The 17,114-nt window shown below is 47.4% G+C and carries 18 protein-coding genes; 13 read left to right on the plus strand and 5 right to left on the minus strand.

The window, feature by feature from the left end; all coding sequences use genetic code 11:
* Positions 1-81 precede the first annotated feature (81 nt).
* Positions 82-1,086 carry a tyrosine-type recombinase/integrase gene (locus tag KOG47_RS05680; protein WP_214690815.1) on the minus strand — a complete coding sequence of 335 codons (1,005 nt, stop codon included), beginning with the start codon at positions 1,084-1,086 and terminating at the stop codon, positions 82-84.
* A gap of 101 nt (positions 1,087-1,187) precedes the next feature.
* On the opposite strand from KOG47_RS05680, the gene hflX reads away from it, so the two are divergent.
* From hflX to glnA, 4 genes are all read left to right on the plus strand, one after another.
* A complete protein-coding gene (gene hflX, locus KOG47_RS05685; protein ID WP_078147034.1) occupies positions 1,188-2,435 on the plus strand; it encodes a GTPase HflX in 1,248 nt (415 codons plus the stop codon).
* A 2-nt stretch (positions 2,436-2,437) separates the two neighbouring features.
* Complete coding sequence (locus tag KOG47_RS05690) at positions 2,438-3,736, plus strand: methionine gamma-lyase family protein (protein WP_196430819.1); 1,299 nt, start codon at positions 2,438-2,440, stop codon at positions 3,734-3,736.
* A 92-nt stretch (positions 3,737-3,828) separates the two neighbouring features.
* A complete protein-coding gene (locus KOG47_RS05695; protein WP_031423479.1) occupies positions 3,829-4,233 on the plus strand; it encodes a MerR family transcriptional regulator in 405 nt (134 codons plus the stop codon).
* A gap of 47 nt (positions 4,234-4,280) precedes the next feature.
* A complete protein-coding gene (gene glnA / locus KOG47_RS05700; RefSeq protein ID WP_047795243.1) occupies positions 4,281-5,621 on the plus strand; it encodes a type I glutamate--ammonia ligase in 1,341 nt (446 codons plus the stop codon).
* Between the two features lie 89 nt (positions 5,622-5,710).
* Here glnA and KOG47_RS05705 read toward each other — a convergent pair whose 3' ends face one another.
* The 3 genes from KOG47_RS05705 to lexA all read right to left on the minus strand — a co-directional run bounded on the left by KOG47_RS05705 (position 5,711) and on the right by lexA (position 7,838).
* Complete coding sequence (locus KOG47_RS05705; RefSeq protein ID WP_214781344.1) at positions 5,711-6,586, minus strand: AraC family transcriptional regulator; 876 nt, start codon at positions 6,584-6,586, stop codon at positions 5,711-5,713.
* 191 nt (positions 6,587-6,777) lie between these two features.
* Complete coding sequence (locus tag KOG47_RS05710) at positions 6,778-7,218, minus strand: metal-binding protein (RefSeq protein ID WP_031423485.1); 441 nt, start codon at positions 7,216-7,218, stop codon at positions 6,778-6,780.
* Complete coding sequence (gene lexA, locus KOG47_RS05715) at positions 7,218-7,838, minus strand: transcriptional repressor LexA (protein ID WP_031423487.1); 621 nt, start codon at positions 7,836-7,838, stop codon at positions 7,218-7,220. The genes KOG47_RS05710 and lexA overlap by 1 nt, the downstream gene beginning before the upstream one ends.
* Before the next feature lie 203 nt (positions 7,839-8,041).
* Between lexA and KOG47_RS05720 the strand changes: the two genes are divergently transcribed.
* From KOG47_RS05720 to KOG47_RS05750, 7 genes are all read left to right on the plus strand, one after another.
* Positions 8,042-8,278: a hypothetical protein gene (locus KOG47_RS05720; RefSeq protein ID WP_074036863.1), complete on the plus strand. Its 237-nt coding sequence runs from the start codon at positions 8,042-8,044 to the stop codon at positions 8,276-8,278.
* Between the two features lie 71 nt (positions 8,279-8,349).
* Complete coding sequence (locus tag KOG47_RS05725) at positions 8,350-8,994, plus strand: YneB family resolvase-like protein (protein ID WP_031423490.1); 645 nt, start codon at positions 8,350-8,352, stop codon at positions 8,992-8,994.
* Between the two features lie 60 nt (positions 8,995-9,054).
* Positions 9,055-9,288, plus strand: a complete 234-nt coding sequence (locus KOG47_RS05730) for a DUF896 domain-containing protein (RefSeq protein ID WP_031423491.1) — start codon at positions 9,055-9,057, stop codon at positions 9,286-9,288.
* Between the two features lie 199 nt (positions 9,289-9,487).
* Positions 9,488-11,479, plus strand: coding sequence for a transketolase (gene tkt / locus KOG47_RS05735; protein WP_074036867.1), 1,992 nt, complete (start codon positions 9,488-9,490; stop codon positions 11,477-11,479).
* Between the two features lie 125 nt (positions 11,480-11,604).
* The gene (locus KOG47_RS05740) at positions 11,605-11,838 is read left to right on the plus strand and encodes a YneF family protein (RefSeq protein ID WP_012726454.1); all 234 of its coding nucleotides are present in this window, start codon (positions 11,605-11,607) and stop codon (positions 11,836-11,838) included.
* A gap of 125 nt (positions 11,839-11,963) precedes the next feature.
* A complete protein-coding gene (locus tag KOG47_RS05745) occupies positions 11,964-13,718 on the plus strand; it encodes an ABC transporter transmembrane domain-containing protein (RefSeq protein WP_031423496.1) in 1,755 nt (584 codons plus the stop codon).
* Positions 13,708-15,471, plus strand: a complete 1,764-nt coding sequence (locus KOG47_RS05750; protein ID WP_159562399.1) for an ABC transporter ATP-binding protein — start codon at positions 13,708-13,710, stop codon at positions 15,469-15,471. Before KOG47_RS05745 ends, KOG47_RS05750 begins: the two co-directional genes overlap by 11 nt.
* 77 nt (positions 15,472-15,548) lie before the next feature.
* On the opposite strand, the gene KOG47_RS05755 is transcribed toward KOG47_RS05750, so the two are convergent.
* Entirely contained in the window at positions 15,549-15,731 is a 183-nt protein-coding gene (locus KOG47_RS05755) for an aspartyl-phosphate phosphatase Spo0E family protein (RefSeq protein WP_078147026.1), read from the minus strand.
* Between the two features lie 188 nt (positions 15,732-15,919).
* Between KOG47_RS05755 and KOG47_RS05760 the strand changes: the two genes are divergently transcribed.
* Both KOG47_RS05760 and KOG47_RS05765 read left to right on the plus strand, forming a co-directional pair.
* Positions 15,920-16,618, plus strand: coding sequence for a cytochrome c biogenesis CcdA family protein (locus KOG47_RS05760; protein ID WP_215243866.1), 699 nt, complete (start codon positions 15,920-15,922; stop codon positions 16,616-16,618).
* 19 nt (positions 16,619-16,637) lie between these two features.
* A complete protein-coding gene (locus KOG47_RS05765) occupies positions 16,638-17,090 on the plus strand; it encodes a CcdC family protein (RefSeq protein ID WP_031423499.1) in 453 nt (150 codons plus the stop codon).
* Positions 17,091-17,114: the final 24 nt, after the last annotated feature.

Below are 17,114 nucleotides of genomic sequence, written 5' to 3' on the forward strand. Positions count from 1 at the left end.
TCGATTGACTATAGATGGTAAGGATCAAGTTGTCTTCGCACCATTGGATAACCTGAAATCGTACAGACCAAGACCCGCCCTTCACGAGAGGGCGGGTCTTTCGTCTGACTCAAATAACTCAGTTCCGAACTCTTCATACGCCTGTTCATACCGGCGGAGGGAAGATTCCTTATGCATACAGGTGATATTCATCCGCTCGGATGGTGTCAGATCGACCGCATATGTCTTCAACACATGGGCGTTTCGAAGCATCGATGGCGTGACGGAGCGCGCGAGTCCACTTCGTTCGTTCAACTGCCGCATCATTTTCGTAATCATGACGATCGTCAATTGCTTCGGTTGATTCTTCGCATACACCCAGCGGAACGTCATCCGGGCAAAATCGAATGAGACGAAGACCGGGTCTTCTGAATACCAACGTGGTCGTACCGGGGTCGGGATATCAGCCAGGTAATTCATGAGCAAAGATTGATCTTCCTGTGACAGCTTCAACGTGAAACGGTTTCCGAGACGATCATACACGTCGAAGGTGTGATCGGCCAGATGCAAGTCGCTCATTCGCAAACGAATGATGTGATGGACACGCAATCCATATTTATAGAAAAGCGTCACAATCAGTTCGTTCCGATTGACGAGATAAGGATGAGCTTGGAGCTGATTCTCACTCAGTCCTCTCGTCGAACGAATCGTTTGAACGAGTCGGTCGAATTCAGATTCGAGTGCGACTTGGTCGACTGTCAACGTATGTGCCGGTTGGGAATAGGCAAGCATCTTTTTACGAAGCGGATTTAAAAATTGGGTCAGGCTATTGATGACCGTGACGATTCTTGCGACGGTCGCCTGTTGATAGTGCTTCTCTTCGATTAAGAAGTCATTCACGAATGTCTTCCACGATTCGAGCGGAACGTCTAACCAGTCCGTCGGTTCGTTCAGTTCGACATTGTGGTCGTGAAAGTATTTATGCACGTCGATCAAGTCGTAGCGATATCGCTTAAGCGTCGAGGGTTGACGACCGCTGGCGCCGAGATGATAGAGGTACGTTTCAATAAATTCCGGGAGCGGGTAGTCTTTTCTTCGTTTCGTCATGGTCGAGCCTCCTTCTTCCTTTATCCTACCACAAACGGACGTTCTCTATACGCTGATTCGTGGTAAGATGGAAGGTGAGACTTTATGGAATGAGGGATTACATGATTGAACGTGAAAAAGTTGTCATCGTCGGTTGTCAGTTGCCTAGTACCGATGATTGGACATATGAACAGTCGATGGGCGAGCTCGTCGAACTCGTGGACACGGCGCAAGGCGAAGTCGTTGCCAGACTCGACCAAAAGCGTCAACAAATCGACCGTCGTACCTTTATCGGGAAAGGGAAAATCGAGGAACTCGCGATGCTCGTCGAACAGTTCGAGCCGGACTTATTGATTTTCAACGCCGAATTGACACCGGCACAGTCGAAAAACATTCGCATCGCCTTGAACGACCCAGATGAGATGAAGTTGATTGACCGCACACAGCTCATCTTGGACATCTTTGCGAGCCGTGCGCAATCGCGCGAAGGGAAATTGCAGGTCGAACTCGCGCAGATGAACTATTTGCTGCCGCGTCTCATCGGTCAAGGCACACAGCTTTCGCGACTCGGTGGTGGAATCGGGACGCGTGGTCCTGGTGAGACGAAACTTGAATCGGATCGTCGTCACATCAAGCGCCGCATCGATGAAATCACGAAACAGCTCGAGGGGACAGTCGCACACCGTGGACGTTACCGAGAACGCCGAAAAGAAAACAGGGTATTCCAAGTCGCGCTCGTCGGGTATACGAATGCTGGGAAGTCGACAATCTTTAACCGATTGACCGATGCCGACACGTACGAGCAGGATGAATTGTTTGCGACGCTCGACCCGTTGACGCGCGAGCTCGAACTTCCGCGAGGTGGGAAAGTACTGATCACAGATACGGTCGGCTTCATCCGTGACTTGCCGACGAAACTCGTTGCCGCGTTTCGTTCGACATTAGAAGAAGTTGTCGGTGCCGACTTGATCCTTCATGTCATCGATGCATCGAACCCACATTATCTGAATCAAATCGATACGACGAATGCGGTATTAGAGGAACTCGGTGCGAGTGAGGTGCCTCAGCTCGAGGTATATAATAAGAAAGACCGTCTCACGGAAGACTTCGTCGGCGGACCGTTATTGATCTCGGCAATCGCCTCGGAAGATATCGTGACGTTGACAGGTGCTCTCGAGGATAAGATTGCGGACATTTTGACAAAAGTCCATGTCATTCTCCCGGTGACGGCGTTTGAACACTACCACCCGGCCAAAGAGGCGATGTATCGTCTTGAAGAGAGCTTTTTAGATGACGGTTCTGTCGAATTAGTAGGTTATATGAGAGAAGACACGCGTCTATATGCGACGCTAAAACAATTTGAGGTGTAAGTATGTGGCAAGAAAAGATTGAACATTATGATGCGCTCGCGCCGTTCGTAAAAAAAGCGGAGGCACGGGTCAAACCGTTTTTCGAAAGGATTGACGAGACGGCCGAATTCAACCAGTATCGCGTCCTAGAATCGTTTAAAAAGCATAAAGTGTCGGATTTTCATTTTAATCCGACGACGGGATATGGATATGACGATATCGGTCGAGACACCCTCGAGTCGATTTATGCGGATGTGTTTGGAGCCGAGCTCGCGCTATGTCGACCACAAATCATCTCCGGTACCCATGCAATCGGGATTGCCTTGTTTGGTGTCCTTCTACCAGGTGATGAGCTTCTCTATATCACAGGGAAGCCGTATGACACGCTTGAGGAGATTGTCGGCATTCGTGGCGATGGTCGCGGTTCGTTAAAAGAACTCGGTGTCCATTACGATACTGTCGAATTAAAAGAGGAACGTGAAATCGACATCGACCGCGTCCTCGAACGGATTCGTCCTGAGACGAAACTCGTTGGGATTCAGCGATCGAAAGGGTATGCGAATCGTCGCAGTATTCCAGTCGATGAAATCAAAGTGGCCATCGAACGGATTAAAGCGGAACATCCGCATGTGTATGTGTTCGTGGACAATTGTTACGGTGAGTTTGTCGAGACGATCGAACCGACGCACGTCGGGGCTGACTTGATGGCTGGTTCTCTCATCAAAAACCCAGGCGGTGGATTGGCGAAGACGGGCGGTTATATCGCTGGTACGAAAGAGTTAATTGAACGGTGTTCGTTCCGTATGACGACCCCAGGTATCGGAAGTGAAGCCGGACCATCACTCTACTCGCTTCAAGAGATGTATCAAGGCTTCTATATGGCACCTCATACAGTCGCACAAGCATTAAAAGGGGCCCATTTGACGGCAAGTCTATTGTCTTTGATCGGATTCGAGACAGATCCCCACTATACGACTCTACGAACGGACTTGATTCAGTCGGTGACGTTCCGTGACCGCGACAAGATGATTGCGTTTTGTCAGAGCATCCAAATGGCATCGCCGGTCAATGCCCATGCGTTACCGGTGCCGGCCTATATGCCGGGTTATGAAGATGACGTCATCATGGCAGCTGGGACGTTCATTCAGGGTTCTTCCATCGAGCTGTCTGCCGATGGTCCGCTTCGGGCACCGTACACGGCGTACGTTCAAGGTGGTCTGACGTATGCTCACGTAAAAGTCGCGCTCATGTTGGCGTTGAGCCAATTACACGGTAAAGGATTGGTCGAATTCAATGACCAAAATCAGCCGACACATTTGTAACTAATCTGTCATGTTAACTTTCTTAACATCTATTGACAGGATTGTTGTCATATATTATTCTCACATTGTGAGACAGAAAAGGAGGGGTAAGGATGGCCGATCAATTTCGTCGCTCCAACCCGTTGTTTCCGATTGGAATCGTCCAAGATTTGACGCAACTGACAGGTAGACAGATTCGGTATTACGAAGAACAGGGTCTGATTTCGCCTAGTCGGACGGAATCGAAACGACGACTTTATTCCTTTAATGATGTCGAACGTCTACTCGCAATCAAGGATTACATTGATCAAGGCTTTAACTTGGCGGCGATTCGCCACATGTTAGAGCAAGAAGGTGAAAAAGAAGCGGAAGCATCTGCTCCGGCCGCACCGGTCAGTGAAGCACCGAAGGTTTCGGAAAAAGAGTTACATCATTTGTTGAAAACACAGCTTCAAGAAGCCGGTCGTTTCAATAAGACGTCGCTCATTCAAGGTGAGCTTTCACGTTTCTATCGATAACGCCGCACACATCAACCATTACGCAATGTGAGAGGGGACATTTTACCATGGCCAGAAAAACGTTCACAAAAGAAGACATTAAACGCATCGCACAAGAGGAAGACGTACGCTTTATTCGTCTTCAATTCACGGACATCCTCGGAACAATCAAAAACGTCGAGGTGCCGATCAGCCAATTGGACAAAGCACTTGATAACAAGATGATGTTTGACGGATCGTCAATCGAAGGATTCGTCCGCATCGAGGAATCAGACATGTACTTGTATCCAGACCTCAACACGTGGGTTGTCTTCCCGTGGACAGATGGCAGCGGAAAAGTTGCTCGCTTAATTTGCGATATTTATAACCCAGACGGTACACCATTCAGCGGTGACCCGCGCGGTACACTCAAGCGTAACCTTGAGAAGATGCAAAAACTTGGTTTCACAGCGTTCAACGTTGGACCAGAGCCAGAGTTCTTCTTGTTCAAAAAAGACGCATCAGGTCGTCCGACTCTTGAACTCAACGACCAAGGTGGATACTTCGACTTGGCACCAGTTGACCTCGGTGAGAACTGCCGTAAAGAGATCGTCATCGAACTTGAAAACATGGGCTTTGAAATCGAAGCATCACACCACGAAGTAGCACCAGGACAACACGAAATCGATTTCAAATACGCAGATGCTGTCACGACGGCAGATAACATCCAAACGTTCAAACTCGTCGTTAAGACGATCGCAGCGAAGTATGGTCTTCACGCGACATTCATGCCGAAACCGCTCTTCGGGGTAAACGGTTCAGGGATGCATGCGAACATGTCACTCTTCAAAGGCGACACAAACGTCTTCTACGATCCAAACGGCGACATGGAACTTTCAGATACAGCTCGCGCGTTCACAGCCGGTATCTTGGAGCACGCTCGTGCCTTCACGGCAGTATGTAACCCGACTGTCAACTCATACAAGCGTCTCGTACCAGGCTACGAAGCACCTTGCTATGTTGCATGGAGCGCACGTAACCGTTCGCCACTCGTACGTGTACCAGCGGCACGTGGTCTCTCGACTCGTATCGAAGTACGTTCGGTTGACCCAGCGGCGAACCCGTACCTTGCACTTGCTGCCCTCTTGGCTTCAGGTCTTGACGGGATCGAAAAAGATTTGAATGCACCTAAACCAATCGATAGCAACATCTACGTGATGGACAAGCCAGAGCGTGTAGCAAACGGAATCGACGATCTCCCAGCGACACTCTTCGACGCACTCGAAGTCCTTCGTGCGGACAAAGTTGTGATGGACTCACTTGGTGAGCATATCGGCGAACACTTCCTCGAGTTGAAAGAAATCGAGTGGGATATGTTCCGTATGCAAGTAACAGAGTGGGAACGCGATCAGTACATGACGCTCTACTAAATAGAAGAGATATATAAAAGAGTATGGAGCATCCCTCAATTTGGGATGCTCCATACTCTTTTTGATAAATCATAATAGCGGAGATATCTTTATGATTCCGGCTCTTCTCTAACCTTCACAGGGACCCAAACCTCGCTATATACGTTGTCATATCCTGTTTCTATTTTGCTAAATGAAATGCTTGGCAAGTCTTGAAGTGCGTATCCCGAAGAAGGTAACCATTCTGCATAGGTTCTTGCCATCGTCTCTTGTAGAGTGTTTGGGAATGGTCCAGTGTTCGGGAAGATTGCCCATAAACTTTTTGGGATTGAGATCACTTCGAGATCGTCATACTTAATTTCTCTTGTCGTGGCGAAACCGATCATATGTGTCAAATAACCTTCTTCTTCTAAGTGACCGTCATCAAAATTGAACGATGCGTTCAAGGCACGATGCGGATATAAATTGCCCAATTCATGCATGTGAGCCCGTTGCTCTTCCGTAATCGACTTCGCTAGTTCCATGATTTCTTCGTTGACTCCCTCGAATTGAATAGGGACACGCTTTGAAACTCCAACGATTTGAAAAGCTTCTTTCTCTTCTAACTTGAACTCCATTGATGTTCCTCCTTTTATATCGATATAAAACGTGAAGCGAGGGAACGACTTTTGAATGTGATTCTTCATGACTTCAGAAGGCAAATGACCAGACCAATCTCGAAACGCTCTGGAAAACCCTTCGACCGATTGATATCCATAGAGATATGCGATTTCTGTTACGCTTGAACCATGAACCAATTTTTCATTTGCGATAGAAAACCGTCGATTTCGTATATAAGTGTGAAGTGTCATTCCTGACATATACGAAAACATCCTCTTAAAATGGTGAGCAGATAGTCCGGTGATTTTTGTGATTTCTGAATCTAAAAGTTCTTCCGTTAAGTGCTGTTCGATAAAGTCCATCAGCTCATTTAATGCTTTTACCATCAAGTTCTCCTCCTTCATAGTTTGACCATATCGGATTTCTTCCAACTCATCTCGATAATTTGCGTGCAGGAAAGATCGGGTCGTATTAGTTTAAGCATTTCATTCATAAAATGGATACCCTATAACACGTTATCATTCCAATTAAAACAAAGGACCACCTTCTGTACTTCACGAAGATGGTCCTTTGTTGGTTAAAACGCTTTTTTGAAAAACGTTGAAGTATAGTCGAGCGTCGTATGGAGTGTCGTCGCAAACACGAGCCCTAAAAAGAAGGACATGCCATGAATGTCGACCCATGAGCGGATTTCCTCTTCGTAAGCCGTGAAGGGCAGAAGCAGCACGAGCGGGAACCCGATATATGCAATCCGAATCACATCACTCAAAGCAGGTAAGTGCGAGAAGAGCGAACGGTGCGGCATGAGCTTTACGTAAGGGAGCCAAATCAGTTTGAGAGGTCCCCATCGATAATAGGCGTCTGATTTCAAATCGAGGTCCGGGGAGAGCCAGAGTGTACCGATGATGGCACCGATGATCAATGAGAACGGAACATCGATTTCAAGAAAAGGCGTGGCAACCGCGAGTGCTCCGGTTGCCACGAGATTCGTACGGGTATGGGTCTTGCCACTAGCCATTAATGAATCGTCCGGTATACACCGATAACCTTCCCTAAAATCGAGACGTTGTCAAAATACATCGCTTCTAACTCGTCGTTCTCCGGTTGAAGGCGGACCTTCGAAGCTTCTTTGTAAATTCGCTTCACGGTCGCTTCGCCTTCTTCCGTCATGGCGACGACAATCTCTCCATTGTCGGCCGTGCTCTGCTGGCGGACGAGCACCCGGTCTCCGTCTAAAATTCCTGCATTGATCATCGAATCCCCAGAGACAGACAACATATATACATTATCTGACCCGACGATATGTGCTGGAAGAGGGAAGTGCTCTTCCACGTTCTCGATGGCGGTGATCGGTGTCCCGGCAGTGACCTTCCCGATGACCGGTACGTACATGACGGACTCTTGCTCTTCCATTGTCGGCATATCTTCAGTCAAAATTTCAATCGCGCGAGGCTTCGTCTTATCTCGACGAATCAATCCACGCTTCTCTAAACGATCTAGATGACCGTGTACGGTCGAACTAGATGCAAGACCGACCGCTTCTCCAATTTCACGAACAGAAGGCGGATAACCTTTTGCCCGTACTTCGTCTTTGATGAAATCAAGAATCTGCTGTTGTCGCGCTGACATTTTTTTCATTATGTTCACCTCGATATAATCGAATAACCTGCAATCGCATCCTATTCTTTATGTGTCTAGTGTAACACAAGAACACATGAGCGTACAAACATTCGTTCGTTTTTTTGTGTTGACCGAACACGGGTTCTTGTTTTATGATGAGAACAGATAAACGAACAAACGTTCTAACGAACATATATTCTTATACAGGAGGCAATGTAATCATGAAAGATACACTCAACGGAATCATTTTAGTCGGGATGCTCTTAGTCGGGATGTTCGCTTTTTATTTGGCTGGTGAAATGCGAGGGGAACCAAAAGTTGTCGATCCGGTCGTCACGTCAGAGCGGACAATCGAAGAAGAGGTTGCGTACGTCGAAGCAGAATCACTCGAAGCACAGATCATGGCAGAGCGTGAAGAGCATAACGAACGAAAAATGAAATGGTATGCCGCTGAGTGATCTTTCTTCATTGCGAATCAATCTTAAACTGTGTATCGTAACAAATGAATGCAATGAAAGGGAGTGGTGCGATGCGGGTCGTCATCTATTGCCGGGTATCGACGAACAAGTCTACCCAAGAGACATCACTCAGTCGGCAAGTCGAAGAATTACAGCAGCTGGCTTCGGGATTAGGGGCCGACGTCATAGATGTCATCACAGAGCAAGAGAGCGGTTATGAAGTCAATCGACAAGGGCTACTTGATTTACTGGACCATGTATCCACTTCTCAGCTCGATGCCGTGCTCGTCACGGACGACAGTCGCTTAGGACGAGGGAATGCTAAGATTGCGATCTTGCATACTTTAATGAAGCATGACGTGCGATTGCTGACGATGCAGTCTACGTCGGACTATGTCGTTTCCGATGCAGAGAAGATGGTATTGGAGATTGTCAGTGTTGTCGAAGAATATCAACGAAAAATTCACAATGCGAAAATCTCGCGTGGGATGCGTCGTGCGGTCGCTAACGGATTTAACCCACAGCGCAACATTCAAAATCATGATCAAGGTGGGCGACATCGAATTGAAGTGCCAATCGAAGAGATTATCCAATTGCGTGAACGTGGCTTGACGTTCGCTGAGATTGCGGCGACGCTACGTGGATTTGGTTATGAGGTCTCGAAGGCAACGGTCAATCGACGATATCTTGAGCACCAGTCGGTTGCTGAAACTTGATTCTTCCTCTCTGATTTTGTAAAGTATAAGAACAAATTCACTAGAGAGGGGGCGAGTCATATGTTAGCACCAGGACAATTGGAGCGAATCAATTTCCTCGCCAACAAAGCGAAGACAGAAGGACTGTCTCAAGAAGAAATGAACGAGCAACAAGACTTGCGTCAAGAATATTTGAAGGCGTTTCGTCAATCGTTCAAATCACAAATGATGGGTATGAAAGTCGTCGATCCAGATGGAAATGACGTTACACCAGAGAAGTTGAAAGAAGATCAAAAACGCTATCGCGGTGAGTGATACCGAATGCACATCCTATTTCGCATAGGATGTGCATTTTTGTTATACACGAACACGCATCAGACGAACGGATTACATGCTATTTCATGCAATAGAAGGAAACGATTTCATCAAATGTGTTATACTAATTAATTAGTTGTGACACACGATTGAGTATGATAAAATATGACGGGTAGAAAACCTTCTTAACACAGAGAGGATGAAATTAGTGGAAACAACTACTAAAGAATTATTAGCGATTAACTCGATTCGGACGCTCTCAATTGATGCAGTCCAAAAAGCGAACTCTGGTCACCCAGGGATGCCAATGGGCGCTGCCCCGATGGCGTTTACACTTTGGACAGATAAAATGCGTCACAACCCGAAAAACCCGAACTGGTTCAACCGTGACCGTTTCGTGCTCTCAGCGGGTCATGGATCGATGCTCTTGTATTCGCTCCTTCACTTGTCTGGCTATGATTTGTCGATGGACGATTTGAAATCATTCCGTCAAATGGACTCGAAGACACCTGGTCACCCTGAGTACCGCCACACGGCTGGGGTAGATGCGACAACGGGCCCACTTGGACAAGGGATTGCGATGGCTGTCGGGATGGCCATGGCAGAGAAACACTTAGAAGCGACTTACAACCGCGACGAGTTCAACGTCGTTGACCACTACACGTTCGGCATTTGCGGTGACGGAGACTTGATGGAAGGTGTATCTGCGGAGGCGGCTTCCCTCGCAGGTCACTTGAAGCTCGGTAAACTCGTCGTTCTTTACGATTCAAACGATATCTCTCTCGATGGCGACCTTCATAAGTCGTTCTCTGAAAGCGTAGAAGACCGTTTCAACGCTTACGGGTGGCAAGTCATTCGTGTCGAAGACGGAACGGACATCGATTCAATCGCAAAAGCGATCGATGCTGCGAAAGCAGAGACGTCGAAGCCGACATTGATCGAAGTCAAGACGGTCATCGGATTCGGTTCACCGAACAAGTCGGGTAAATCGGCATCACACGGTGCGCCACTTGGAGACGCTGAAATCGAATTGACGAAACAGTTCTACAAATGGGAAGGCGAGTCATTCTACGTTCCAAACGAAGTATATGACTTATTCAACGAGAAAGTTGTCGAGCCTGGCGCGAAATATGAGTCAGACTGGAACGAACTCGTTGAAGCGTATAAAGCGGCACACCCTGAGCTCGGAGCACAGTTCGAGCGCGCGATGAACAATGACCTTCCTGAAGGTTGGGATAGCGAGTTGCCGACTTTCGAAATCGGTTCGAAAAAAGCAACACGTCAAACGAGCGGTGAAGTGTTGAACGCAATCGCAAAAGCAGTACCGACACTCTTTGGTGGTTCGGCTGACCTTGCTGGATCGAACAACTCGATGATCAAAGGTGCGGTAGACTTCGATGAAGACCCAGCTGGTCGTAACATCTGGTTCGGTGTTCGTGAGTTCGCGATGGCGGCAGCTGTGAACGGTATGGCCCTTCACGGTGGTGTTCTTCCTTACGGTGCGACGTTCTTCGTCTTCTCGGATTACCTCCGTCCTGCAGTCCGTCTCGCAGCACTTATGGGACTTCCATCGACGTTCATCTTGACGCACGACTCAATCGCAGTCGGTGAAGATGGTCCAACGCACGAGCCGGTCGAACATTTGATGAGCTTCCGCGCGATGCCGAACCTCTCTGTTCTTCGTCCTGCTGACGGCAAAGAAACGATTGCAGCTTGGAAACAAGCGGTGACATCGAAAACGACTCCTTCACTTCTCGTCTTGACTCGTCAAGCGTTACCAGAACTCGAAGGTACATCTATTGAAACGGCAGCAAAAGGAGCTTACGTCGTTGCAGGTGAATCGAAAGATGCAGACGTTCTCTTGCTCGGTACAGGTTCTGAAGTACACGTTCTCGTTGAAGCGCGTGAACAGCTCGCGTCAGAAGGCGTGAAAGCGGCAGTCGTCTCGATGCCATCATGGGAACTCTTCGAAGCGCAATCTGCAGAGTACAAAGAATCTGTCCTTCCATCTTCAGTCACGAAACGTGTATCACTTGAAGCGGGTGCGACACTTGGATGGTACAAATATGTAGGATTCGGTGGTAAGGTACTCGGAATCGACAAGTTCGGAGCATCTGCACCTGGTGACCTCCTCATGAAAGAATACGGCATGTCAGTCGACAACGTCGTCAATGCAGTAAAATCACTTTAATCTCTAGTTAGATTGTTGTGACGGCCAATCGTTTGGCCGTCACTTTTTTTCTGGACGACTAGCGAAGTTGTTCAATTTAGTGTATAGTAAAAAACGATGTTTCATATGGTAGAGGAGGTAAAGCCTTGAGTACATTATTCTGGATTCTTCTTGTCGTGGCAGCACTCATCGGGGGTATCGCGATTGGATTCTTTATCGCGCGTAAATACATGATGAACTACCTTGAACAGAACCCGCCAATCAATGAAGATATGATTCGTACGTTGATGATGCAGATGGGTCAAAAGCCATCACAGAAGAAAGTCAACCAAGTGATGCGCGCCATGAACGTGCAGATGAAAAACGAAAAGAAATCATAATCAATCACGAAAGCACTTCGGTTCCCGAAGTGCTTTTTTGTTTCCTCTTTTTGTTAGACAATCGAACAAACTTTCGCTACGATTAATGAATAATCTTCATCTAAAGACAAAGGGGGGCGTTTCACATTCGTGTATTCAAACAATTATCTTGGTTTTTGCGTCTTGAGTGGAAGACGTACGCGCTCGGCATCGTCTTACTGATCTTCGTGGCTGGTCTAGAACTGATTCCACCACGCATCATCGGACGGATTGTCGATGAGATTAACCGTGGTTCGCTTTCGTCCGACACACTCTGGCTGTTATTAGGGGGACTTGCTGCTGTTGGGATTGGAAATTATGTCGCCCGCTTCTTTTGGCGCTATTTTATCTTCGGCGCATCGATTCGTCTAGGAAGAATGCTTCGTAGCCAACTATATCGGCATTTCACAGATCTTGATCAGCGATTTTATAAAAAGTCACGGGTCGGTGATTTGATGGCCCATGCGACAAATGATGTACAAGCCGTATCGATGACGGCCGGTGCGGGGATTTTAACACTCGTCGATAGCGTGACACTTGGGACGTTCGTCATCATCACGATGATTACAACAATCAGCTGGAAATTGACGCTCGTTGCCTTACTACCGTTACCAATCATGGTCGCTTTGACAACGCGATATGGAAAGATGTTACATAGCCGATTCGGGGTCGCCCAAGCGGCATTTTCAGAATTGAATGACAAAGTGCAGGAAAGCGTCAGTGGCGTCCGTGTCTTAAAGTCGACGGGGGAAGTCGATCGGGATGTGGAATCGTTTGAGAACTTATCGAGTGAAGTCATGGCGAAAAACGTACGAGTCGCGAAGATTGATGCCTTATACGACCCGACCATCTTCGGAATTGTCGGATTGTCTTATATCCTTTCGGTCGGGTATGGAGCCGTCTTGATTGAACAAGGCGAATTGACGATTGGACAGATTGTCAGCTTCACAGCTTATTTGGCACTGTTGACATGGCCGATGTTAGCCTTTGGATGGTTGTTCAATATCGTGGAGCGTGGACGCGCGTCTTACGACCGAATTGAGCGAATGCTCGCCGTCAAACCTGAGATTCAAGACGACCGCATGGCTGCGACGACCCTTTCTCATTCAGAGGTGGAGGTCGATATTCGAAATTTCGCTTATGATGAGACCGTTGTGCTCCACAATGTCCATTTTCGGATTGAACGTGGAAAAACAATCGGGATTGTCGGCAGAACAGGTGCAGGGAAGACGACGATTGTCCGTCTATTGACGCGTGAGTATGATGTGAAAGATGGAAAGATTAAAATCGGTGGGATCAACATCCGCCAAGTGAAAAAATCACTTCTGATGGATAAAATTGCGGTCGTTCCACAAGATCATTTCTTGTTCTCGGATTCGATTGCGAACAATATCGCGTTCGGAAGGCCTGAAGCGAGCATGGAAGAAATCATCGAAGCAGCTAAGGTTGCTGAGGTGCATGAAGATATTGTCCGTCTTCCGGAAGGATATGCGACACTCGTCGGTGAACGTGGAGTCACATTATCAGGAGGACAAAAACAACGGATTTCCATCGCGCGGGCGCTCATGACAGCGGCGGATGTATTGATATTAGATGATGCCCTATCTGCGGTCGATGCGAAAACGGAAGAGTCGATTATCGAGCATTTTCGAGTCGGTAATCCAGATCAGGCGCGCGTCATTGTCGCACATCGTCTTTCGGCTGTAGAACACGCTGACGAGATTCTCGTGATTGAGGACGGAAACATCATTCAACGAGGTCGCCATGAGGCATTGCTTCAAGAGACGGGCTGGTATCGTGAGACATATGATCGTCAGCAACTTGAAGCGATTGTAGAAGGGGGGGGACACGATGAAACATGATGTCCAAGAATGGCAAGTCATCAAGCGCCTGCTCAGTTACGCGAAACGGTACGGAAAACCGCTAAGTGTTGCCTTCGTATTTCTCTTGATTGCGACAGGTGCAAAGTTGGCAGGGCCGTTTCTAATCAAAGTGTTTATCGATGAATTCGTCACACCAGGTGTCTACCCGACGAACTGGGTCATCGCTCTTTTTGCTGTCTATATGGTGCTTCATTTGTCGGCGATTGTATTTGACTATCTGCAATCCATATCTTTTCAAAAAATCGCCTTAAAAATTGTGCAAAACATTCGGATGGACATCTTCCGTCACGTTATGGGGATGCGACTTGCCTACTTTGACCGCACACCAGCGGGAGTCCTTGTATCGCGTATCACGAATGATACGGAGGCCGTAAAAGAGCTCTATGTCGGGGTGATGAGTACGTTCGTTCAGTCTGCCGTTCAGTTGATTGGGACGTATATCTTCCTCTACATCTTGGAGCCCCCGCTCGCGACGATGGGACTCATCTTGTTGCCTCTCTTCTGGCTTATCATTTGGGCGTATCGTCGTTTCTCGACGAAATATTTCGCGCAAGTGCGGGATTTGTTGTCACAACTCAACGCCCAGTTGAACGAATCCATCAATGGGATGGGCATCATTCAACAATTTCGTCAAGAAGAGCGACTCATTCGTCAGTTCGAAGAGACGAACGAAGCGCATCAGGAGGCACGATATCGGAACTTAAAACTCGATAGCATGTTACTCCGCCCGATTATCGAATTGCTTCTCGCCTTCTCCATCATCGGTCTGCTCGGTTATTACGGGGTACTCTCGATGAGTGAACAAGTTCAAGTAGGGGTCGTGTATGCTTTCATCAGCTATATTGAACGTATTTTCCGTCCCGTGCTTGATATCATGCAACGATTAAGCGAATTTCAACAAGCCGTCGTATCGGCCGACCGTGTCTTCAAAATTTTAGATACGGATGAACCGGCTCCAGGTAAACAGATGCCTGGTGAAGCACGAATCACTGATGGGGAAGTTCGGTTCGAAAATGTGACATTCAGTTACGACGGAGAAGTTGACGTGTTGAAACAGATTTCTTTTGTTGCTAAACCAGGTGAGACGGTTGCGCTCGTTGGTCATACTGGGAGCGGTAAGAGTTCAATCATCAATTTGTTGACACGTTTTTATCCATATGAATCTGGTCGCATCACGATTGACGGGCAACCGCTCGAACAGTTCGAGGAGCAAGAGCTTCGTCAACAAGTCGGGCTTGTCCTACAAGACCCATTCTTATTTACGGGAACAATCGAAGAGAATTTGAAGCTGTTCAATCCAGTCATCGATTCTGAGCGCGCGCGTGAAGCTGCTGAATTCGTCCAAGCGCATACATTCATTGAAAAGTTGGACGCTGGCTATGGCCATGTCGTCGGAGAGCGTGGAGCGACGTTCTCAAGCGGGGAGCGTCAATTGCTCGCATTTGCCCGTACGGTCGCACGTAATCCAAAAGTGCTTATTCTCGATGAAGCGACGAGCTCCATCGATACCGAAACAGAGGAGCGTGTACAAACCGCGCTCGATCGGATGCGTCGTGGTCGGACGACAATCGCAATCGCCCACCGCCTGTCGACGATTCAAGATGCAGATTTAATTTTGGTCTTGCATCGTGGTGAAATCGTGGAACGCGGCAATCATCAACAGTTATTGAAACAAGACGGACTGTACAAAAAGATGTATGAACTGCAATCCGGACAACGTCTGATGTCTTGATTTGGAAAGGATACCTATTCAGGTGTCCTTTTTTCCATGGAAAAAGCTCGCCACACAAGGTGACGAGCTGTCAAGTTTCAAGAATGAAGTTTCTCTTTATTATGCTTTGATAGGACATGACGAGTGATTAAAGAGTCAAGTTCTTGGCTTACTGAAATGACTTCGGGTGAGGTCCAAGAATGCTTTGACGCGATTTTATACAGTTCATCACGTTTTTGTTCAATGGCCTGGTGTAGTGTATCTGCTGCGGTGACTGCCACGTTCGTTCCCCCATCATGTAAATTAGAATTTTGTGAACTGGAATATCCAAATCTTAGCACCTCCGTTTACAGATGACAAGTTTCATTTCCATTTCAAAAATTACAAAATGATGTTGCGGTTTGAAAGAAAAGATTCGAGCAATTTAAATAGGTTTTCGCTATAATGGTCGTGAAAGGTGGAAATCGTCATGGAAGTCACATTATGGCTCGCATTTGGGGCGGGCGTCTTATCGTTCTTGTCACCATGTACGCTCCCGTTGTATCCGGTCTTTCTCTCGTATATTACTGGGGTTTCCGTATCTGAGTTAAAAAATGAAGGATTAAAACAGCGTACAGCTTGGTTCCACACATTTTCGTTCTTATTCGGTTTTTCGATTGTCTTTCTCGTACTAGGATTGTCGACTTCATTGATTGCAGACGTCTTCATCCAATATAAGGACAGTCTACGCATGTTCGGCGCCATTTTGATTTTCATGTTCGGCGTCTTTTTGGCGGGCTTATGGCAACCGCAATTTATGATGCGTGAAAAGAAAATGGATATCGGCGAACGAAAGAGCGGTTATTTTGGAACCGTTTTAATTGGTATTGGATTTGCGGCAGGGTGGACACCGTGCACAGGTCCAATTTTAGCTGGTGTGATCGCACTAGCCGCCACGAACCCGAGTCAAGGACTCGGCTATATGTTGGCGTATGTCATCGGGTTTGCAATTCCATTTTTGGTAATGGTAGCATTCGTTGGCAAGATCAAGTACTTAGCACGCAACAGTGCAAAAGTAGCAAAAGTCGGAGGCTATTTGATGATGGCGTTCGGCGTACTATTATATTTTGACGGAATGAATCGGTTCGCTGCATGGATGAGCGAGCTTGTCGGATTCACCGGATTTTAAGGGGTTGACCGAGATGTCAATGTTATGGGGGTCGACTCTCGTCGCGTTGTTAATGGGTATCGTAGCGAGCTTTGTTCGTGTAAAAGCATCGGCAAAGCCGACGAATGCGAAGAAAATTTTAATTCCACCACTTGCGATGACGACCGGGATGATTCAGTTTTTGATTCCCGCGTTTCGCTTATCATGGGTCGAAGTGGCTGAGGCCCTTGCGGTCGGACTCATCTTCAGTCTGTTTTTGATTAAGACATCCAATTTTGAAAAACGGGACGGCGAAGTGTATCTCTCACGATCGAAAGCATTTTTTGTGGTTGTGTTCGCACTCCTTGCCATCCGTACAGCAATGAAGGTTTGGGTCGGTCATGAGGTCGATCTATTCTCTACAGGCGGATTGTTCTATTTGATTGCTTGGGGGATGATTGTCCCGTGGCGAATCGCCATGTATCAAAAATATAAACGAATCGCAATCACGTAAAAATGGAGTGGCGTTGAGCCACTC

This window comes from Exiguobacterium sp. s121 (assembly GCF_018617245.1).
Classification (GTDB): domain Bacteria; phylum Bacillota; class Bacilli; order Exiguobacteriales; family Exiguobacteriaceae; genus Exiguobacterium; species Exiguobacterium profundum.